The organism is Sphingobium sp. VMM (assembly GCF_056790315.1).
Genome location: NZ_JBXGSI010000004.1, coordinates 99,015 through 119,609, shown reverse-complemented (window position 1 = coordinate 119,609; position 20,595 = coordinate 99,015). Strand labels below are relative to the sequence as shown.

Genomic DNA, 20,595 nt, shown 5'->3' with positions numbered 1-20,595 from the left:
GATGGACAAATGGTATAGTTGGCGAGATTTGGACGCCAGACAAGTTCGATAGGGCTCGAACCGATCCATTTATCGGTGAGCAGCATGATCCGAACGACCTCTCTCCTATTTCTGCCATTGAGCGCGCTCGTAATGCTCGGCGCCTGCAGTCAGCAGGGCAAGCAGTCTTCTTCGCCTCCATCCCATGGTGAGGTTGTCGCGCATGAGACCGAACTGGTCAGGCTGACGCTGAAGCCCGAAGCTGTAAAAAGGCTCGGCATCGAGACGACCAGGGTTGGTGCGGGAACGGCTGCGCTGGCGCGAGAAACGAGCGGCGAAATCGTCGTTCCCAATGGGACTGGTGGCGTACCCACCGGTGCTCTCAGCAATCTGGCACAAATTGGTGCCAGCCAGGCGAGCGCCGACGGCGAGGTCGAGCGGACGCGCGCGCAGGTTCGGCTCGCGCGCATTGCGCTGGAACGCGCCAGCAGGCTCGTTGCAGAAGAAGCTGGAAGCGTCAGGGCGCGGGACGAGGCTGCGGCAGCGCTCGCAACAGCCCAGGCCCAGGCCCAGGTTGCGATCGAGCAACGACGCTTGCTCGGGCCCGCGGTTGCGTCGTTGGGCAACCAGTCACGTCTCTGGGTCCGCGTTTCCGTCGCCGGCACAGATGTTGCTGCCATCAACCGCAATGCATCCATCATCGTCGCGCCCCTGGGAACAACGCAGGGAGGACGCAAAGGGACACCGGTTCAAGCCCCGCCGTCGGCCAATGCAGTAGCTGGTACGGTCGACCTCTATTATGCGCTCGATAATAGCGACCAATTCTGGCGCGTGGGACAGCGCGTCGGCATTCGACTTCCCCTCGGCAAGACCCAGGAAGGGCTTTCCGTCCCAGCCAGTGCGATCGTGCGGGACATTTACGGCGGAGAATGGGTCTATCTCCAGACGGCGCCGGGCAATTTCATCCGGCAGCGCATCGAAGCCCTGTCGAGCGGGCAGGATGGCGCTGTCGTCATCCGCGGCCTGGCGCCTGAAGCACAGGTAGTTTCGGTCGGCGCCATGGAACTGTTCGGCACCGAATTCGGAGTGGCGCACTGATGCTCGCCTGGCTCGTCCGCAGCGCACTTCAGCAGCGCGTCATCGTTCTTGTTCTTGCCGCTATCCTGGTCGTGCTCGGACTGCGGGCATCGACCGATGTGCCGCTGGATGTCTTTCCAGAATTTGCGCCGCCGATCGTGGAGATTCAGACCGAAGCGCCAGGGCTCTCGACGGAGGAAGTCGAAAGCCTCATTACCGTTCCGATCGAAACCCAGGTGAATGGCGTGCCTGGTATAGCCACGCTGAGGTCCAAGTCGGTCCTGGGTCTTTCGTCCGTGGTCATTCTCCTGGAGCGCGGCGCGGATGTCTTCCGTGCAAGGCAGATGGTGCAGGAGCGGGTTACCCAGGCACAGGCTCGACTGCCTGCTGCCGCACGCCCTCCGATCATGCTGGCCCCGCTTTCGTCGACCAGCCGCGCCATGAAGATCGGCATTTCCTCGAAAAAGCTCGATCAGATGGAACTGTCCGAACTGGTTCGCTGGACTATTCGACCCAGGCTGATGTCCGTGCCTGGCGTCGCCAATGTCGCCATGTGGGGCATGCGCGATCGTCAGCTTCAGGTTCTCGTCGACCCTGACAAGCTACGTGCGGCTGGGGTCACTCTCAACGAACTGCGCCTGGCAACCGGTGATGCCGTCCTGGTGGGAGGCGGCGGCTTTGTCGACAACGCCAATCAGCGCCTCGCGGTGCAGCAGCCAAGCGCCGTTCAAACAGCCGACGACCTTGCTCGGACTGTCGTCAAATTGACCGGCGATGCACCGATCCGCGTAGGCGATGTTGCCCGGGTGACCGAGAGCTATGCCGCGCCGATCGGGAACGCGATCATTGATGATGGGCCAGGCATCATGCTCATCGTAGAGAAGCAGCCGACAGGCAACACTCTCGAACTCACGCGCTCGGTCGAAGCTGCCCTGGAGGAGCTCAAGCCCGGTTTGCAGGACGTCAAGGTCGACAGCAGCATCTTCCGACCTGCGACCTTCATCGAACGCTCGATCGACAATCTCACCCGCGCACTCGCGATTGGTTGCTTCCTCGTGGCGGTCGTTCTGTTTCTTTTTACCCGGGACTGGCGGCAGGCGATTATCAGTCTGGTCGCCATTCCCCTGTCGTTGCTCGGTGCCGGGCTCGTCCTGCTCTGGAGCGGGGCGACCATCAATACCATGGTTATTGCCGGTCTGGTGATCGCGCTTGGAGAGGTCGTCGACGATGCCATCATCGACGTCGAGAATATTGCCCGGCGGCTCCGCCTCAACCGCGAGGCCGATAATCCCAGGACGCCATTCGAAGTCGTACTGGCAGCGTCGCTAGAGGTGCGCTCTGCGGTGGTTTTCGCGTCGCTGATCGTGATGTTGGTCTTTCTCCCCATCTTCTTCCTGGGCGGGGTCGCGGGCACATTCTTCCAGCCGCTCGCCATTGCCTATGTCCTGGCGATCGCAGCATCGCTGCTGGTTGCGCTCGTCGTAACCCCTGCCCTTTGCCTGTTTCTGCTACCCAATGCTCCGGTCAAACATGAAGGTGACACGCGTTTCGTACGAGCGCTCAAGGGGCGTTATGGAGCAATGCTGCCTCGTATCATTGCCGCACCGCGTGCGGTTATGATCGTGATCGGAGCGGGCCTGCTTCTGGCGGGTGTTGGCTATGCGACTTTCAAGGATCAGTTCCTGCCGGAATTCCGCGAAACCGATTTCCTCATGCACTGGCTCGAAAAACCCGGAGCCTCCATCGAAGCCATGGATCGGATCACCATCCGGGTTTCCAAGGAGCTTCGTGCGATCCCGGGCGTCCGTAATTTCGGCGCACATATCGGGCGGGCGGAAGCGGCCGACGAGGTGGTCGGCCCGAACTTCACCGAGTTGTGGATAAGTCTCGACGAGAAGGCGGACTATGACGGCAGCGTGGCCAGGATCAAGGAGGTGATAGAAGGCTATCCTGGGCTCTTCCGGGATGTGCTCACCTATCTGCGCGAACGGATCAAGGAAGTTCTGTCCGGTGCAAGCGCGACGGTTGTGGTGCGGATCTTTGGCCCCGATCAGAATGAGCTTCGTGCTGCTGCGGACCGGATCAAGCAACAGGTAGCCGGAGTGGAAGGCGTAGCGGACCTCAAGGTCGAGCAGCAGGTTCTGGTCCCGCAGATCCGCATCCGTCCCCGCAGCGGCGATCTGGCAACCTTCGGCCTGACGCCGGGCGAGGTGCGCCGCCAGGCACAATCCCTCGTTGCCGGACAGAAGCTTGGCGAGATTTACCGCGATCAGAAAGCCTTTGACGTGGCGCTCTGGGGAGAGGCAGCGACCAGAGGCGACATGCATGCCCTCGCTGATCTGATGATCCAGACGCCCAACGGCGGTGCGGTACGCCTGCGCGATGTGGCGGACGTGGCAGTGGTGCCTGCTCCCAATGAAATCAAGCGCGAGGATGGTCAACGACGCCTCGATGTGACGCTCAACGTCAGTGGTGCGGACCTGGGCACAGTCGCCCAGGCGGTTGAGTCCATCGTGGCCAGGACCCGCTTTGCTCAAGGCTATCATGCCAAGGTCCTTGGCGAATATGCAGCACTCAAGGAGTCGCGCCAGCGACTTTGGACGACCGGCCTATTCTGTCTTGTCGGGATATTGGTGCTGGTGTGGATGGAGTTCCGCTCTCACCGGATCACTGCGCTGGTTGCGGTCAGCCTTCCTTTCGCGCTGGTCGGTGGCGTTGTGGCGGTGGCGTTCACCGGCAGCCTCTTGTCGCTGGGATCACTCGTCGGCTTCGTCACCGTCATCGGCATCGCGGCACGCAACGGCATCATGCTCCTGTCGCATTATCACCATTTGCGTGTTCATGAGGGAGAGGCTTTTGGTCCATCGCTTGTTCTGCGCGGAGCAGAAGAGCGGCTGGTTCCCATCCTCATGACTGCAGCCTGCGCGGGCCTTGCGCTTGTGCCGCTGATCGTGGCGGGGAACGCGCCGGGCCATGAAATCGAACATCCCATGGCGATCGTCATTCTTGGTGGACTTGTATCATCCACGCTCCTCAATCTTTTCCTGATGCCTGCCCTCTACGCTCGGTACGGCGAGGATGCGGCTGGGCCGGCCGAGCCCTCGCCCCAAGATGCTCGCATGAAGGGAGCAGCAATATGAAAACGGCCATCCTTCACGCGTGCCTGATGACTGCTGGACTCCTGGCAAGCGGCTGTGTCTCCCAGCAAGGCGCGCCACCCGCATCGGGCCTTACCCAGGCTCCGCCTCCCTTTTCGCGTGGCGAACATGTGATCGACCGACCCTTGCCGGAAAACTGGTGGCAGCTTTTCAATGACAGCCAACTCGATGCGCTTGTTGAAGCGAGCCTCGCAGCTAATGCCGATCTTCGCGCAGCCTTTGCCAATCTCGAAGCAGCGCGCGCTGCGACCCGGCAGGCGGACGCAGCGCGACTTCCGCAACCGATCCTCGAAAGCAGCGCAGCGATCGACAATCCTGCAGGGCAGCCAAGCGCAGCCAATGTGTCGAGCAGTGATTATGATGCCGCAGCAACCATAAGCTGGGATATCGATCTGTTCGGTCGGCTGCGTGCGGGAGCGCTGGCCGCCCGCGCTGACGCGCAGGCGCAAGCGGCCGCGCTGGATGGTGTGCGCGTGGCCGTGGCGGCAGATACCGTGCTCGCTTACATCGATCTATGTGCGGCGCGTCAGAATGGGGCGGTGGCCTACAAGATTGTCGATGCGCAGGAACGCAATCTCAAGGCCGTTCGCGAACAATTGTCGGCAGGGGAAGTGTCTCCCCTTGAGGTCGCGCAAGCCGCCAGCCTGCTTGAAGCATCGAGAGCTACGATCCCGGCTTTCGATGCCGCTGCCGCCAGCGCAAGATTCCGGCTCGCAACGCTTCAGGGCTTGCCGCCTACCACCCCCCAGATGGCCAAGGTTGATTGCACGCTGCTGCCCAGAGCGAGCAGCGAAGTGCCAATAGGCGACGGTGCTGCACTGCTGGCACGTCGGCCCGATATTCGCGAAGCAGAGCGCAAGCTTGCTTCGGCAACAGCCAAGATCACCATCGCGCGGGCCGAACTCTATCCCAGGATCACGCTGGGCGGCGCATTGGGACTTCTGTCCGGCGCTTTTTCTGCCAGTGCCTCACCGCTAATTTCCTGGTCCTTCCCCAACCAGGCGCCGGCGCGCGCCAAGATCGCGCAGGCGCAGGCAGCCGAACGCGCTGCGCTGGCTTCGTTCGACAACGCCGTTCTGCGCGCCCTCAGGGAAGTCGAAACCGGACTTGCAGGCCTACAAAGCGAAGCCATCCGGAACCAGGCGCTTGATCGGGCAAGAGAGGCAGCAGGGCTTTACGCCCGTCGAACCAGTGCCCGGGCCAGGATTGGCGACGCGTCGCCATTGCTGGTGATCGATGCCGAACGAACCCTTGCAACGGCTGCTCTTCAAAAGGGACAGTCGGATCATCTGCTGGCACAATCCTATATCTCCCTGTTCCGTGCGCTGGGCGGTGGATGGCAGCGAGCACCTGAGCCGCTCGATCCGGTCAGGGTGATGGAGTAGAAGAACGCATGCATATCCTGATTATCGAAGACGATGGGGAAACACGCGAATTCCTCAGCCGAGGCCTCAAGGAAGTGGGGCATGCCGTGACCCTTGTGGAGGAAGGACGAGAGGGACTGTTCCAGGCAACGGACAGCAATTATGACGCGATCATCGTTGATCGCATGCTGCCAGGACTGGACGGTCTATCCCTGCTCAAGATGCTGCGCGCGACCGGCGACCTCACGCCCGTTCTCATGTTGACCGCAATTGGTCGAATAGCGGATCGGGTAGAGGGGCTCGAGGCAGGCGCCGACGACTATCTGGTCAAGCCCTTCGCCTTTTCCGAGCTCCTCGCCCGCTTGAATGCCCTTGGTCGACGGCAGGCACCGCAAGTCGAACAGTCCCGGCTGACCGTTGGCGACATCGATATCGACTTTCACAGGCGCACAGTGCATCGCGGAGGAAAGAAGGTCATTTTGCAACCGCGGGAATTCTCGCTGCTCGCCGAACTCATGCGCAATTCTCATCGCGTGGTTACCCGAACGATGCTGCTCGAACGCGTATGGGACTTCGACTTCGAGCCCAAGACCAATATCGTGGAGACCCATCTCAGTCGGCTTCGCTCGAAGCTGAATGCGGGCTTCGATGTCGATGCGATCGAGACGGTTCGCGGCGCGGGTTACATGATCAGGAGCAATTAATGCCCCGCCCATGGAAAACGACCTTTGGCCTTACGGCACTGGTTAGCCTGGCCTTCGTTCTGGCGACGCTTGTGATCGGGCTCTTGGCCTATGCGCTGACCCATGAGGCGATGGAGGTGCAACTGGACCATCGAACCGCCACCGAGACGAGCGCCTTGCTGGAGCGGGCGGGTGCTGGCGGAACCCCGGCACTGGCCGAACTCATTCATCAGCGCGATGCCGGGCACAGCACGGCAAGCCTCGGATATATTCTGGTCGATCCCCAAGGACGACGGCTGGCCGGCGCACTGGATGCGCAAATTCCGGCAAAGGCAGGATATTTCGAATTACTGCACTACGGGAAGGATGGCGCCATAGCCCAGGCACTCATCACCGATCTGCCCGACGGCAGCCGCCTTCTGGTGGCAGCAGATCGCACGGTGATTGACGAGATGGACATCACGATCCTGAAGCTGTTTTCGGCCTCATTTGCCGCCATGCTTCTTCTGGCTGTCGGGGGCGCCTGGACCGTTGGCGCTGTAACGCGCAGTCGATTGCGCCGATTCGACGATGCGGCCCAGGCCATTATCGGAGGAGACCTGACCCAGCGCATGCCGCTGGACGGATCTGACAACGAGTTCGACGGCGTCGCCAAGTCGCTCAATCATATGCTGGACCGCAATGCTGCCCTGGTCGAGAATCTTCGACAGGTGTCGAGCGATGTTGCGCATGACCTTCGAACGCCACTGACGCGCCTGAATAATCGTCTGGATGAAGCACTCGCCTTCAGCGGAGACAAGCGCACGCGCGGGATCGAGGCGGCAATAGCAGAATCCCATGAACTGCTCGAGGTCTTCTCGGCCATCCTTCGCATATCCGAAATCGAGGCGGGCACGCTCAAGCGAGATTTTCAGGAACTGGCGCTTGGAGATCTGGTCGAGGATGTGGTCGAAACCTATGCGCCCGATTTCGAGCTTTCAGGTCATGCGCTGCATTCCACCATCCATATGGGGCTTCGCATCCGGGGCGATGCCCGATTGCTGTCCCAACTCATCACCAACCTGCTGGATAATGCGCTGCGGCATACGCCGGCTGGCACGACGGTCGCGCTCAATCTGACTGCCAGCGAGGCTTTCGTTATTCTTGAAGTCTGCGATGATGGTCCCGGTGTTCCGGCAACCGAGCGTGATCGACTGTTCAGCCGTTTTACGCGGACCGAAGCCAGCCGCACCACCGACGGACATGGTCTGGGCCTGGCCCTTGTCTCTGCTGTCGCGCAAATCCATGGGGGCTGTGCGACCGTTCTGGACAAGCCCGGTTTTGCTGTAGAGGTTCGTCTCGCGCGATAAGTTACCGGAACATTGGGGGGCATATACAACATCCCAACCTTATCCCTGGGCCAGTTGCACGTCCCGACCGAAGCGCTAACCCCCCCTCGCGAATGATAACTATTCGCATTAAATGAAGGGGATCTAACCTTGCAATATTCAGCGATTTTCCGATCGGCGCTGCTTGCGTCGACTGCGCCCGGTATCCTCCTTTCGCTGGTCTCCCCCTCACTCGCAATAGCCCAGGAGCAGGTTCTCGGGTCCGTAACGGTCACGGACACCGCGATCGATGATCGGGAAGCCGAAAGCTCCTACAAGGTCAGCCGCAGCATCAGCGCGACGCGCACGGATACGCCGCTGATCGATGTACCCCAGTCGGTCAATGTGGTGTCGGTCAAGCAGATCGAGGATCAGGCAGCCAACAGCATCGGTGACGCCATACGCTATGTCCCGGGCGTTTTCTCGGCCCAGGGCGAGGGTAATCGCGAAACGCTGGTGATCCGCGGCAATTCGACCACCGGCGACTTCTTCGTCGATGGCATGCGCGACGATATCCAGACCTATCGCGACCTCTATAACATCGAGAAGCTGGAAATCTTCAAAGGACCGAACGCGATGATCTTCGGCCGGGGCGGCGTAGGCGGCGTGGTCAATCGCGTTACCAAGGTTGCGGACTGGAATCTTCATCGTGCCTTCCGACTGGAAGGCGGAAGCTTCGAGCATAAGCGCGCCCAGTTTGATCTGGGCACGCCGATCAGCGATTTTGCAGCTGTCCGACTGACCGGTGTCTATCAGGACAGCGACAGCTATCGCGATGGCGTCAACTATAACCGCTGGGGCTTCAACCCGACCGGCTCATTCAAAATTGGTCCCGATACGACCATTTCGCTTGGATATGAGCATTTCGAGGATGAGCGCGTCGCCGATCGTGGCGTTCCCGCTCGGTTCGGCGCTTCGGCGACCAATATCGTTGGCCCGCTTCGCACGCCGCGCGGTCAGTTCTTCGGCGATCCGACCCAGAGCCCTACCGGTACGAATACCGACGCCGGTTCGCTGTTCATCGAACATAAGTTCAGCGACACGGTCTCGATCCGCAACCGCACCCGCTATGCCGACTATGACAAATATTATTCCAACGTCTTCCCCGGCGCGGTCAACGCAGCTGAAACGAGCGTGAGCATCTCGGCCTATCGTGCCACCACGCAACGCAAGAATTTCATCAACCAGACCGATTTCAATGCGATCTTCAATACCGGCTCCATTGAGCATACCCTGCTCGTGGGCGCTGAATATGGTCACCAAAAATCCGACAATATTCGGGAAGAAGGGCGTTTTGCAGGCAATGCAAGCTCGGTGACCGTGCCGATCTCGGCGTCTAATGTTCGTTTGCCCACCAGCTGGACCATGATTTCGAGCAGCACGAACAGCAACGGCGTGGCGGAGGTCGCGGCCGGCTATGTCCAGGACCAGATCGCCATCTCGCCCATGTTCGATATCGTCGTGGGCGTGCGCTACGAGCATTTCAAGACCACGCTGCACGATCGGCGCAGCCTCGCCTTCCGGACGAGCGGCAGCACCATATCTCCCGAATATTATGACGTGACCGACAATCTCTGGTCTCCGCGCGCCGGCCTCATCTTCAAGCCGGCCGAGAATGCCTCCATCTATGCAAGCTACTCGCGTACCTACCAGCCGCGTGGTGGCGACCAGTTGACCGGCCTTTCGCTTTCCAACGCCAGCCTGGCGCCGGAGAAGTTCCAGAACTACGAAATCGGTGCGAAGTGGGACATTCTCCCCACGTTCAACCTTGCCGCCGCCATCTATCAACTGGATCGCGACAATGTTCTGGCGCTGAGCGATCCCAATAATGCGGCCTCGCCGACGGTGCCGATCGGACGGCAGCGCACCAAGGGCATCGAACTCAGTGCTGCGGGCAGCATTACCAAGCAGCTCAGCATGGTCGGCGCCTACACCTATTCCGACGGCACCTTCCTCGACAATGTCTCGGGCACTGTCCAGGCAGGGAACATCCTGCCCAACATGCCCACGCACAGCGCCTCGCTCTGGACCCGCTTCGATCCGATCGAACAGCTCGGCGCTGCGCTGGGCGTGATCTACCAGGGCAAGCGCTACGCCTCGACCGACAATTTCGTCGCGATGCCCGGCTATACGCGGCTCGATGGCGCCGTCTATTTCGACATCGCGCCAGAGCTGAGCCTGCAGGTGAATGTCGAGAATATCCTTGGCAAGCGTTACTATCTCTATGCCCATAGCAACAACAACATCACGCCAGGTTCACCGACTGCGGTGAAGGTCGGCCTCAGCGCGAAGTTCTGACCATGTCCAGCCGCTTCCTTCCTTTGAAGCGCTTCACAAGGGAGGAGCGGCTGGCAATTTGCCTTCTGCGTGGTGGCAGCAGTGCCAAAGTCGGAGAGGCCGCTATCCGGGCATTCGCAGCACTGGGTGAACACGCCACCGAGCGAGGCTTCGTGATAGCGACATTGTCCAGCCCATTTGTGAACCAGGATGAGATCCGGCTTCTTGGGGGCATAGCAGCATTCCAGCGCCAGATACCGCCGATAGACATCGGGCTGCCGGCGCACCTGCACGCATTGCTGGACGCGTGCGCAGCAGGCCTGACCCGGCGTGGCGGCAAACTTGATTTTCGTAATGTCGCCCGGTGCCCAGGTCTTCCTGAACAACGGGCAAAGAAGCGACAGGATCGTTCGATCCGGCTCATAAATCGCACATATGGCGCCCCCAAACAGGCAGTTGTCTTTGCGGTTTTGCGCGATCGTGACACGGCAACAATCGCCGATCTCGGCCGAATGGGCGTGTCTCGCTCGGTCGTCAGCAAGATGACCAAGCGTGGCTTGATCGAGAGGGTGGGCTACGGCGTTTATGCCTCGCCGGCCTCGAAGCGCCGAGGATAGTGCATATGTCGCGCCTAGAGGAACATGCGGCCGGACATTCGTCCGGCCTCACACATCAGTCTGAAGAGGTGACATAAGCAGGACCAAGTTCGTCCAGCGATTTCACGCCGACTTGCGCCATGGCGAGTTCGAACTCTGCCCGTATCATGTGAAGCATATGGGCAACGCCGGCCATGCCTGCCACCGCGAGGGCATGAAGTTGCGGCCTACCAATCATGACCGCGCTGGCACCAAGGCTAATCGCCTTGAGGACATCCGTGCCGGTACGCACACCGCTGTCGAGAAGGATCGGGCATTTTCCATCGATCGTACGCGCGATCGATGGAAGCGCTTTCATGGGCGTGATGAGACCGTCGGTGACGCGTCCGCCATGGTTCGACACGACAATGGCATCAACGCCATGATCAAGTGCCATGCGAGCGTCAGCAGGAGAAAGGATGCCTTTCAATATGATCGGCAAACTGGTCTGCTTGCGCAGCCACGCGATATCGTCCCAGGTTGGTGCGGCGTCGGCCAGCGCCGTTCCAAAGATGATCTGCCCGCCCGCAGCCGCGCTGTTCTGGACGCTGCGGGGCATTCCACGGAGATTGGCGGCCTCGACCCCTTCCGGCAGTGCGAATTCGGATCGCTTCATGGCCGCATCGATCGTTACCATGAGGACGCAATAGCCAGCAGCCTCGGCGCGTCGCACCAGTTCAAGCGAATGCCCTCGATCAGCCTGGAAATAGAGCTGGAACCAGAGCCGCGGCGTCTGGTCACGCTCCATGGCCTGGCGCGCGGCATGCGCAGCCCAGGCAATGTCCTCGAGAGGAATGCTGGAAAGAGTGCTGACCTTCTGGGTATGTCGCTCAGATGGCAAAGCTCCGCATGGTGGGCGGCGACTTTATATTGGCAGCAGCCATGGCATGGCGGATCCTGGCAAAAGCTGTCGGTCACATCAATGACGCCAAATGTCTTGAGTTGGTCGGCACGAGCCCTATAGCAAGTCCTGCGCATCCTCGTCGGCAAGCGTTCTGCAGAAGGCCAATGTGGCCAAAGGAGAACGATCATGGAGATGCCTGAAACAGAACTCATCGCCACCAAGCGCCCGGTTTGGAATGCAGGAAGGACCGTGGGCGCCAAGCGGGCGCTGAAACCGAAGCAGATTTGGGAAATCCGTTTCTACCTCAATCAGCGCCGCCGCCTACGAGATCGGGCGCTGTTCGATCTGGCGATCGACAGCAAGCTTCGGGGCTGCGACCTCGTGCAGATCAAGATCGGCGACCTTGTAAGCGGCGGGCAGGTCCGAACGCGGGCAATCGTCATGCAGCAGAAAACAGGTCGGCCCGTTCAATTTGAGCTGCTGCCAGATGCTCGAGCGAGCTTGCTGGCATGGCTCGAACGCCGGGGCGGAACAGTGGACGATTATGTTTTCCCAAGCCGGGTTGATCACAATGGGCACCTGAGCACACGGCAGTATGCTCGGCTTGTCGACGAATGGGTGACAGGTGTCGGCTTGATGCGGAGCGAGTATGGCACGCACTCACTTCGCCGAACGAAGGCATCGATCATCTACAGGGCGACGGGCAACCTTCGCGCCGTTCAGATACTGCTCGGCCATAGCAAGATTGAGAACACGGTGCGCTATCTAGGGATCGACGTAGAGGACGCGCTTGCCCTTGCAGAAAACACGGAGATCTGAATCTGCTGGCGCCCGTGCCCAGGGCGTGCCGGGCACGGGCGCTGGGACATTCCCGACGTTCGCCTGTGACATGTTAAACGGCAGCCCTGATTACAAGCCGACGTTCCCGCACCTCCCGACGAACGGCCTCGGCATTATGCTCGGCTTGTAGATGAATGGTTGACAGGAGTTGGCCTGATGCGGAGCGAATACGGCACCCGCTCACTCCGCCGAGCGAAGGCATCGATCATATACAGGGCGACCGGCAATCTACGGGTTGTCCAGATCCTGCTCGGCCATAGCAAGATCGAGAATATGGTTAGCTATCTCGGGATCGACGTAGAAGACGCCCAAAAATACCGAAATTTGAGTGTTGGCCTCTCACCTATGGCGAGGGGCCATTTAGCGTAGCCACCAGCGGAGCATTCCGCCCACAAGCGCCAACGCGAAAACGCTAGCAGCCCAAATGCCGAAAAACCATCCAAGGCGACTCAGCCAGAGCGGCATCAATGATACCCCTCAATGCCAACCTTGCCCCGGAAAACCCAATAGGACCAGGCCGTATATGCCAGGATCACGGGCACCATGATCGAGGCTCCAACCAGCATGAACAACTGACTGCGGACGGGCGCTGCAGCTTCCCAGATCGTCACCCGCGCCGGAACGACATCGGGCCAGATCGAGACACCAAGGCCGACCAAGCATAGCCCGAACAGGGCCAACGCCCAGAAGAAAGGCTGCGCATCGCGCTTCAATCGGAGGCTACGATAAAACAGGAATGTTACGACGAGCGTGGCGAGCGGCACCTGCGCTGTCGCGACCACGCCCGGGAAACTCAGCCAGCGCTGAAAGTATTGCGTTTCGAGCCGCAGCGTTGCGAGGCTGATCACGCCGATCATGATGAGCAGGCCGATGCCAAGCCGCCCGGCATAGGTCACCGTCTGCCGTCGCAACCCGCCTTCAGTCTTCCAGTTGAGCCAACAAGCCCCGAGCAGGGCATAGCCGACTAGCAGCCCGACACCCGTCAGCAGACTGAACGGCGACAGCCATTCCCACCAACCCCCGGCATAGCTGCGCCCCTCGACCGTGATGCCCTGTAGCAGCGCGCCGAGCGCAATGCCTTGCGCGAAGGTGGCGACGACCGACCCTGTCGTGAACGCCTTGTCCCAGAAAGCACGGTGCGCCGGGTCGCGCCAGCGGAACTCGAATGCCACGCCGCGGAATACAAGGCCAAGCAGCATTGCGATCATCGGCGCGTAAAGCGCGGGAAGGATGATGGCATAGGCCAGCGGGAATGCGGCAAACAGGCCGCCCACGCCCATAACCAGCCAGGTTTCGTTTCCGTCCCAGACCGGAGCGATGCTGTTCATCGCGGTGTCCCGATCCTGCCCGACCTTGAAGAACGGAAACAGGATGCCGATGCCGAGATCGAAGCCGTCCATCACGACATAGGCGATGATAGCAAAGCCGATGATACAGGCCCAGATGACGGTGAGATCGATCATGACGAAGCTCCCTCGATGATAGCCGGCGCCGGGGTGATCCCCGCACTGCGAATGGGCGCATCACTGGGCGGCGGTTCATGTGCTTCAGGCGGCTTCTTCATGAGTTGAAGCAGATACCAGATGCCCATCCCGAAGACGGCGAAATAGACGACCACGAAGGCCAGCAGCGACGAGGCGACCGCAGGAGCATCCAGCGGTGAAGCGCTTTGGGCGGTCCTCAGCAGACCATAGATTGTGAAGGGTTGCCGTCCGACTTCCGTCACGATCCAGCCGGACAGCACTGCGATCAGTCCCGACGGCCCCATCAGCACAGCGAAGCGATGCAGCAGCGGCCAGTCGTAGAGCGCCTTGCGCCAGCGCGCGATGAGGCTCAGGATCCCGATCCCGAGCATCGCGAAACCGATCCCGACCATTACGCGAAAGGCCCAGAAGACGATACCGACGGGAGGACGATCAGCTGGTGGCACGGTGTCCAGGCCACTCAAGGGCGCATCGAGTTCGTGTTTGAGAATCAGCGACGACGCCTTGGGTATCTCGATGGCATAATACACCCGCTGTTCAGCGCTGTTGGGGATGCCGAACAGGATCAAAGGCGCACCGTGCGGGTGGCTCTGAAAATGGCCTTCCATCGCCATCACCTTCACCGGCTGGTGCTTGAGAGTATTGAGCCCGTGCATGTCGCCGGCGAAGATCTGGATCGGAGCAACGAGCGCCGCCATCCACATCGCCATAGAGAACATCTTGCGTGCGCCGGGATTGGTGCGGTCCTTTAAGAGATGCCATCCTCCGACGGCACCCACGATAAAAGCGGTCGTCAGATAGGCGGCAAGGACCGTGTGAAAGAGCCGATAGGGGAAGCTGGGATTGAAGATGATTGTCAGCCAGCTTGGCCCCGGCAGGAACTGGCCGTTGGCGCCGACCTCATAGCCAACGGGCGTTTGCATCCAGCTGTTGACCGACAGGATCCAGAATGCGGAAATAAAAGTCCCCAGCGCGACTGCAAGCGTCGCGACGAAGTGCAGCTTGCGCCCAACCTTGTTGATCCCGAACAACATGACCCCGAGGAATCCGGCTTCTAAGAAGAAGGCGGTCAGCACCTCATAGGCCATCAGCGGTCCGATGACAGGTCCCGCCTTGTCCGAGAACACTGACCAGTTGGTGCCGAACTGGTAGGACATGACAATGCCCGAGACGACGCCCATCGCGAACACGACGGCGAAGATCTTCAGCCAGTAGCGAAACAGGTTCGCATAGACGCCCTTGCCGGTCTTCAGCCACAGAGCTTCGAGCACGGCCAGATAGCTTGCCAGCCCGATGGAAAAGGCCGGGAAGAGGAAGTGAAAGCTCACCGTGAAGGCGAATTGCGCCCTTGCGAGAATGATGGCGTCCATGAATATCCCCGTTCAGCTGGCGAGTTCGGACCAGCTCTTGAATAGCATGTAGATGGCAACGACGAGCACGAAGACTGCGAAGAGGCTGTTCAACCGGCCCTTTTCGGCGGCCAGTACCTGCGATGCACGCGTGCCGATGACGCTCCCGACAATGCCGCCCACGATGAACACGCCGGCCAGACCCCAAAGGACGTAGCCCGAAAGCGCATAGTTGAGCGCTGTCGTCAGACCGAAGGCCGCGACCGCGACGAGCGAGGTGCCGATCGCGCGCAGGATGGGCATGTGGGTCGAGGCGATCAGCCCCGGCACAATGAGGAAACCGCCGCCGATCCCGAAGAAGCCGGAAAAGGCGCCGGTCCCGAGACCATAGCTGACAACCTTGCCGACATTCTCCCGATTGCATTGCGCGCCCTCGACGCCCTGGTCGCCGCGACCGCGAAACATCAAGACTGCCACAACGATCATCAGGATCGCGAACAGGAACAGCAGCTTGTGCCCATCGATGCTCTTGCCAAGCGTTGAACCGCCGAGCGCACCGACGACGCCGGCAGCAGCATAGATCCCCCCGCACCGCCAGTTCACGGTGCGGGCATGGGCATGGTTCCAGAGGCCAGTAAGCGCATTGGCCGCGACGGCCAATGCACTGGTGCCGATCGCCTCATGCGGATTGCGGACGCCTACGAGATAGAGCAGCAGCGGCACGGCGAGGATCGACCCGCCGCCCCCGACAAGCCCGAGGACAAAGCCCACCAGCGCGCCTGACAGTCCGCCGAGGGCATATTGAAGCGGCTCAAGCATGGCTCAGTGCGCCGCTTCGATCGCGTGCGGCGCGACCATCCATTCCCGGCCCTTGAGCATGCCATGCCAGTAAACCGGCGGCAGGATGGTGTCCTTGAGGAGCCAGGACAGGCGCGAGGGCCGCGTTCCGTCGATCAGCCAATTGGGAAAGCTGGGCAGCAATTTGCCGCCATAGCCGAACTCGGCGAGCACGATCTTGCCAGCCTCGACCGTTAGCGGACAGGAGCCATAGCCGTCATAGTCAGCGGTCGGCGGCTTGCCCTCGAGCACGGCAAGTACATTGACCGCGACAACCGGCGCCTGCTTGCGCGCCGCAGCGGCGGTCTTGGCATTCGAGGCGGAGCAGGCGTCGCCCAATGCAAATACATTAGGATAGCGCACATGTCGAAGCGTCGCCTCGTTGACTTCGATGAAGCCGGAGGCTGCTGCGAGGGAACTGGTGCGCACGAAATCCGGCGCGACCTGTGGCGGCACGACGTGAATCATGTCGAAGCGCTCTTCGACGCGTCCGGTGCCGTCGCTATCCTTGCGTTCGAAAGTCGCCACTTTTGCGGCGCCATCGATCGCGACGAGCTTCGATTCGAAGTTGAGGTGCGCGCCATAGCGCTCGACATATTCCATCAGTGCCGGGACATAGGCGGCAACGCCGAACAGCACCGCGCCGGCGGTGTGGAACTGGACGTCGATGTCTTTCAGGACGCCTGCCTTTTCCCAGCGATGACAGGAAAGGTACATCGCTTTTTGCGGCGCGCCGGCACACTTGATCGGCATTGCGGGCTGGGTGAACAGCGCCCGTCCGCCCTTGAATTGCTTCACCAGTCTGTTGGTGTAGGGCGCAAGATCATAGCCATAGTTGGACGTCACGCCGTTCTTGCCGATCGTATCGGCCAAGCCCGGAATAGCGTTCCAATCCAATTTGATACCCGGACAGGCAACGAGAACACGGTAGCGGACTTCGCCGCCATCACTGAGGATCACCTTGTTTTCGTCGGGGGCAAAATCCGAGGCTGCTGCGCGGATCCAGTTCACTCGGCTCGGCATGACCTGCGCTTCAGTGCGTCGTGTGAACTCTCTCTCGAAGACACCGGCGCCGACCATAGTCCAACCGGGCTGATAATAATGCTCCTCAGATGGCTCGATAACTGCAATATCGAGCTTCGGATTGCGCTTTAGAAGGCTTGCTGCCGTCGCAATCCCCGCTGCACCGCCGCCGACAATCACGACATCGTGAATATGGACTACAGGGGCCGATTGGCTCCGAGAGGAGGAGAGGTCATACAACTTCGTCGACCTCGCGCCGGAGCGGCAAAAGGCGAGAATCGGCCTAGGAAGGCGCGCTAGCGCACTTGCCATGGCCTCAACATTCGCATCGGTAATCGCCCCCGAGACTGCGGGCGCATGCGCGAACTCTAAGCCCAGTCGTTCGGCAGCTTCACGAAGCTCCGTAGCGGCAATCTGACCCTTCTCCTCGTTATCAGGTCGATTGCAGATGATCGCCTTGTAACCTTGGGCGGCGATTGCCGGAAGGTCGGCGAGATCAATCTGCGGGGAGATTGCAAAGTCCCGATTGAGCGGCTTGATGTCCATGGCTTCTCCTCGATCCCGCTCTGAAGCGGGCCTCTTTTCATTTTGTAATGATGCGGTGCGCGGTCATGCCGGCGAGCATGGCGGCGACGAAAATTCCGGCTTCAATTGGTGCGATGGCAAGGTCGGCGAGTGCGGGGCCGGGACATAGTCCCCCGATCGCCCAACCGATCCCGAACAATGACGCTCCGCCAAGCAACTTGGCATCCAGCAAGCTTGTACCGGGCAAGTCGAACGCCTCGCAGACGATCGGTCGCGGCATCCGCTTCTGGACCAACCAGGCGATCGCCATCGGCACCATCGCACCGACCATCACGAAGGCAAGCGTGGGATCCCAGGCCCCGAACAGATCGAGGAAGGCGCGCACCCGCGCGGGGTCAGCCATGCCGGATATGGTGAGCCCAGCTCCGAACAAGGTGCCCGCTAGCAACGAGATGGCAGGGACCTTCACTTCCCAGTGCCGCAGGTTGAAAGGCCGAGCGGGCGGTAGAGCGGACAGAAGCTGACCGCGCTTGTCAGAAGGAATATAACTGCGACGATCGCCAAGCCGACACCGAGGTCCCCGCTGATCGTTCCGGTCCACCAGAGATAACCGATCGCCAAGGCTGCGATGGTGCGCAGCATCCGATCGACCGTTCCCATATTCCTCTTCATGTCCGGTGTCCTCCGACTATCCGTTGATGAAACCGAAAGCGCGCATCAGCCCAACGGTGGCGAAGCCGCTGACCATGAAGGTCAGCGTTGCGACCATCGACCGGCGCGAAAGTCGGGAGAGACCGCAGACCCCGTGACCGCTCGTGCAGCCTGAACCAAGGCGCGTGCCGAAACCTACGAGCAGTCCGGCAATGACCAGTTGCAGGACTGATCCTGTAAAAAGCGGTCTGATACTGCTGGAAGACAGTATGACGAGGAGCGCACCAAGCGGCAGTCCGGCGATGAACGCGAGCGCTATGGCGCGCGGTGTGCCCGTATCGGAAATTCCCGACGCGCGGGCCAACATACCGCTTACACCAGCGATGCGACCAAGTCCGAGCAGCATGATCGCTGCCGCAAGCCCGATCAGCAGGCCGCCAACCAACCCCGCGACGGGGGTGGCATTGGGGAAGCCGGGCAGCATCATACTGCGTTGACCGGAATCTTGAGGTACGTGACGCCATTGTCCTCGGCAGGCGGGAAATGACCGGCGCGCATGTTCACCTGGACAGAAGGCAGAATGAGGCGCGGCATCGCGAGCGTCTTGTCGCGGGCCTCGCGCATCGCGACAAATTCGTCTTCGCTTACCCCGTCATGGATATGGACGTTGGCTTGGCGCTCGGCCTCTACGGTCGTTTCCCAGACATAGTCCTTGCGCCCTTCCGGAAGATAATCGTGGCACATGAACAGCCGCGTTTCCGGCGGGAGCGACAGAAGCCGCATCGCAGATTGATAGAGGGTTCGGGCATCGCCACCGGGAAAATCAGCACGTGCCGTGCCGTAGTCGGGCATGAACATGGTATCGCCGACAAAGACGGCGTCGCCGATCACATAGGCGATACAGGCCGGCGTGTGCCCCGGCACATGCAGCACGGTTACATCAAGATTGCCGATCCGGAAGTGATCACCGTCTTTCCACAAATGATCGAAGTCGGAACCGTTGCGCTCGAAATCGGTGCCCGCGTTGAAAAGCTTACCAAATGCCTGCTGCACCGTGATGATTTGCTCGCCGATGGCGATTTGCCCGCCCAACTTCTCCTTCAGATATGGCGCAGCTGACAGGTGATCCGCGTGAGCGTGCGTCTCCAGGTGCCAGTCGATAGCAAGCCCCTTCTCCTCGACAAAAGCGACAAGCGCGTTTGCCGAGGAGAAGGAGGTGCGACCCGAGGCGGGGTCATAGTCCAGCACGCTGTCGATGATCGCAGCGTGGCGGCTCTCGGGATCATGAACAACATAGGTCACCGTGAAGGTCGGCTCGTCAAAGAACGCCTTGATCTGGGGGGTGTCCGTTTGAGCGGCTGAGATCTGCGATGAGGCGGCTGCAAGAGCGGAGTCGGCCACGGAAAACCTCAAAAATTCACATTTACATATATCGTGTAATCGAATAATCTTGTTGCGTCAAGAGGGAGGAGCGTCGAAGGAGACGTCATGGAAATGGCCCAAAGAATTGAATCTCGCTCACCGCGCATTGGAGAGCCCGCGCCAGACTTTCGCGCCCGTTCGACCGGGGGCGAAATTCAGCTTTCAAAGTTGCGTGGACGATGGGTGATCTTTTTTTCCCATCCCGCTGACTTCACGCCAGTTTGCAGCACCGAATTCGCTGAACTCGCCCGTCGGCAGTCGGAATTTGATGCCCTTGAAACGTCGCTGTTGGGACTGTCAGTCGACAGCCTTTACTCGCACATGGCGTGGGTCAGAGCGATCCGAGAGACGCTCGGAGCGGATGTCCGCTTCCCGATAATCGAGGATCCGAGCATGGCGATTGGGCATGCCTATGGCATGGTTGACGAGCAATCTGCTGACAGCATGGCTATGCGTTCGACATTCTTCATCGATCCCGAAGGGGTCATAAGGGCGATCACATGCTACCCCCATAATGTTGGGCGATCGGTCGATGAGATGCTGCGGTTGCTTAAAGCACTGCAAGTGGTGGGCAGTGCCCAGAAACTTGCGCCTGAAGGATGGCGGGAAGGACAGCCTTTGCTCTGCCCACCATCTGACATCGCAGAAGATCGCCAGGACTGGTTTTGCCGCTTTGCGGACGCGCTATGAACGAGGCATTTTACGAGGACCGCGAAGCTGCGACCGTCGCGTCCGAAAAGCTCAAGGTCTTTGCGCAACCACAGCGCCTCATGATCCTCTCTTGCCTGTTACGCGGGGAGCGCAACGTATCGGAGATCGGCGAAGCGACAGACATTGTCCAACCAGCACTCAGCCAGCAGCTAGGGGAGTTACGCCGGGCCAATCTCGTTCAAACGAGAAAGGAGGCCAAACTCGTTTGGTACGCGCTTGCTGACGAGGGGGTCGCTTTGTGCGTCCGAACAATGGAAGCGATTTTCGGAGGCCTGGGTAAGGTCGAAGAAATCCGGCCGTCTGCCAAACCGGAGCGTCGTCCATCATTACCTGAAGGGGTGGCCGGATTTGCTCAAGTGCTTGATTAAG

Annotated in this window: 20 protein-coding genes and 1 pseudogene; 11 read left to right on the top strand and 10 right to left on the bottom strand. The window is 60.4% G+C overall.

The genetic code is table 11. The annotated features are described in order from the left end of the window. Positions 1-84 precede the first annotated feature (84 nt). The 7 genes from ACUCV3_RS07025 to ACUCV3_RS06995 all read left to right on the top strand — a co-directional run bounded on the left by ACUCV3_RS07025 (position 85) and on the right by ACUCV3_RS06995 (position 10,522). On the top strand, positions 85-1,077 hold the full coding sequence (locus ACUCV3_RS07025) for an efflux RND transporter periplasmic adaptor subunit (protein ID WP_010338369.1): 993 nt from the start codon (positions 85-87) through the stop codon (positions 1,075-1,077). Further along, entirely contained in the window at positions 1,077-4,196 is a 3,120-nt protein-coding gene (locus ACUCV3_RS07020; RefSeq protein ID WP_010338370.1) for an efflux RND transporter permease subunit, read from the top strand. The genes ACUCV3_RS07025 and ACUCV3_RS07020 overlap by 1 nt, the downstream gene beginning before the upstream one ends. Continuing rightward, positions 4,193-5,599 (top strand): efflux transporter outer membrane subunit, encoded by a 1,407-nt coding sequence (locus tag ACUCV3_RS07015; protein ID WP_029547837.1) that lies wholly within the window; start codon positions 4,193-4,195, stop codon positions 5,597-5,599. Before ACUCV3_RS07020 ends, ACUCV3_RS07015 begins: the two co-directional genes overlap by 4 nt. Before the next feature lie 8 nt (positions 5,600-5,607). After that, complete coding sequence (locus ACUCV3_RS07010; RefSeq protein ID WP_010338372.1) at positions 5,608-6,282, top strand: response regulator transcription factor; 675 nt, start codon at positions 5,608-5,610, stop codon at positions 6,280-6,282. Then, positions 6,282-7,610, top strand: a complete 1,329-nt coding sequence (locus tag ACUCV3_RS07005) for a sensor histidine kinase (RefSeq protein ID WP_482240465.1) — start codon at positions 6,282-6,284, stop codon at positions 7,608-7,610. Before ACUCV3_RS07010 ends, ACUCV3_RS07005 begins: the two co-directional genes overlap by 1 nt. A gap of 129 nt (positions 7,611-7,739) precedes the next feature. After that, positions 7,740-9,926 (top strand): TonB-dependent receptor, encoded by a 2,187-nt coding sequence (locus ACUCV3_RS07000; protein ID WP_010338375.1) that lies wholly within the window; start codon positions 7,740-7,742, stop codon positions 9,924-9,926. A 2-nt stretch (positions 9,927-9,928) separates the two neighbouring features. Beyond that, positions 9,929-10,522, top strand: a complete 594-nt coding sequence (locus ACUCV3_RS06995) for a type IV toxin-antitoxin system AbiEi family antitoxin domain-containing protein (RefSeq protein ID WP_010338376.1) — start codon at positions 9,929-9,931, stop codon at positions 10,520-10,522. A 55-nt stretch (positions 10,523-10,577) separates the two neighbouring features. Here the strand turns inward: ACUCV3_RS06995 and ACUCV3_RS06990 are convergent, their stop codons facing one another. Beyond that, positions 10,578-11,381, bottom strand: coding sequence for an alpha-hydroxy acid oxidase (locus ACUCV3_RS06990; protein ID WP_080572848.1), 804 nt, complete (start codon positions 11,379-11,381; stop codon positions 10,578-10,580). 189 nt (positions 11,382-11,570) lie between these two features. Between ACUCV3_RS06990 and ACUCV3_RS06985 the strand changes: the two genes are divergently transcribed. Both ACUCV3_RS06985 and ACUCV3_RS06980 read left to right on the top strand, forming a co-directional pair. Beyond that, on the top strand, positions 11,571-12,203 hold the full coding sequence (locus ACUCV3_RS06985) for a tyrosine-type recombinase/integrase (RefSeq protein ID WP_010338379.1): 633 nt from the start codon (positions 11,571-11,573) through the stop codon (positions 12,201-12,203). Between the two features lie 129 nt (positions 12,204-12,332). Then, positions 12,333-12,593: pseudogene (locus tag ACUCV3_RS06980) on the top strand (site-specific integrase); the annotation flags it as partial. Here the strand turns inward: ACUCV3_RS06980 and ACUCV3_RS06975 are convergent. The 9 genes from ACUCV3_RS06975 to ACUCV3_RS06935 are packed head-to-tail and all read right to left on the bottom strand — an operon-like array spanning position 12,585 to position 19,494. Continuing rightward, on the bottom strand, positions 12,585-12,689 hold the full coding sequence (locus ACUCV3_RS06975; protein WP_080572849.1) for a DUF2474 family protein: 105 nt from the start codon (positions 12,687-12,689) through the stop codon (positions 12,585-12,587). The pseudogene ACUCV3_RS06980 and the gene ACUCV3_RS06975 sit on opposite strands and share 9 nt — an antisense overlap. Beyond that, the gene (gene cydB, locus ACUCV3_RS06970; RefSeq protein ID WP_010338381.1) at positions 12,689-13,687 is read right to left on the bottom strand and encodes a cytochrome d ubiquinol oxidase subunit II; all 999 of its coding nucleotides are present in this window, start codon (positions 13,685-13,687) and stop codon (positions 12,689-12,691) included. Before cydB ends, ACUCV3_RS06975 begins: the two co-directional genes overlap by 1 nt. Then, positions 13,684-15,078, bottom strand: a complete 1,395-nt coding sequence (locus ACUCV3_RS06965; RefSeq protein WP_010338382.1) for a cytochrome ubiquinol oxidase subunit I — start codon at positions 15,076-15,078, stop codon at positions 13,684-13,686. The genes cydB and ACUCV3_RS06965 overlap by 4 nt, the downstream gene beginning before the upstream one ends. Before the next feature lie 12 nt (positions 15,079-15,090). Next, positions 15,091-15,876, bottom strand: coding sequence for a sulfite exporter TauE/SafE family protein (locus ACUCV3_RS06960; protein ID WP_010338383.1), 786 nt, complete (start codon positions 15,874-15,876; stop codon positions 15,091-15,093). 3 nt (positions 15,877-15,879) lie between these two features. Next, the gene (locus ACUCV3_RS06955; protein WP_029547838.1) at positions 15,880-17,463 is read right to left on the bottom strand and encodes a bifunctional protein tyrosine phosphatase family protein/NAD(P)/FAD-dependent oxidoreductase; all 1,584 of its coding nucleotides are present in this window, start codon (positions 17,461-17,463) and stop codon (positions 15,880-15,882) included. A 37-nt stretch (positions 17,464-17,500) separates the two neighbouring features. Then, positions 17,501-17,911 (bottom strand): DUF6691 family protein, encoded by a 411-nt coding sequence (locus ACUCV3_RS06950; RefSeq protein WP_010338385.1) that lies wholly within the window; start codon positions 17,909-17,911, stop codon positions 17,501-17,503. Then, positions 17,908-18,114, bottom strand: a complete 207-nt coding sequence (locus ACUCV3_RS06945; protein ID WP_010338386.1) for a YgaP family membrane protein — start codon at positions 18,112-18,114, stop codon at positions 17,908-17,910. Before ACUCV3_RS06945 ends, ACUCV3_RS06950 begins: the two co-directional genes overlap by 4 nt. A 16-nt stretch (positions 18,115-18,130) precedes the next feature. Next, positions 18,131-18,580 carry a YeeE/YedE family protein gene (locus ACUCV3_RS06940; RefSeq protein WP_010338387.1) on the bottom strand — a complete coding sequence of 150 codons (450 nt, stop codon included), beginning with the start codon at positions 18,578-18,580 and terminating at the stop codon, positions 18,131-18,133. Further along, entirely contained in the window at positions 18,577-19,494 is a 918-nt protein-coding gene (locus tag ACUCV3_RS06935) for an MBL fold metallo-hydrolase (protein WP_010338389.1), read from the bottom strand. Before ACUCV3_RS06935 ends, ACUCV3_RS06940 begins: the two co-directional genes overlap by 4 nt. An 87-nt stretch (positions 19,495-19,581) precedes the next feature. Between ACUCV3_RS06935 and ACUCV3_RS06930 the strand changes: the two genes are divergently transcribed. Further along, on the top strand, positions 19,582-20,205 hold the full coding sequence (locus ACUCV3_RS06930) for a peroxiredoxin (protein WP_010338390.1): 624 nt from the start codon (positions 19,582-19,584) through the stop codon (positions 20,203-20,205). Beyond that, on the top strand, positions 20,202-20,594 hold the full coding sequence (locus tag ACUCV3_RS06925; protein WP_010338391.1) for an ArsR/SmtB family transcription factor: 393 nt from the start codon (positions 20,202-20,204) through the stop codon (positions 20,592-20,594). Before ACUCV3_RS06930 ends, ACUCV3_RS06925 begins: the two co-directional genes overlap by 4 nt. Position 20,595: the final 1 nt, after the last annotated feature.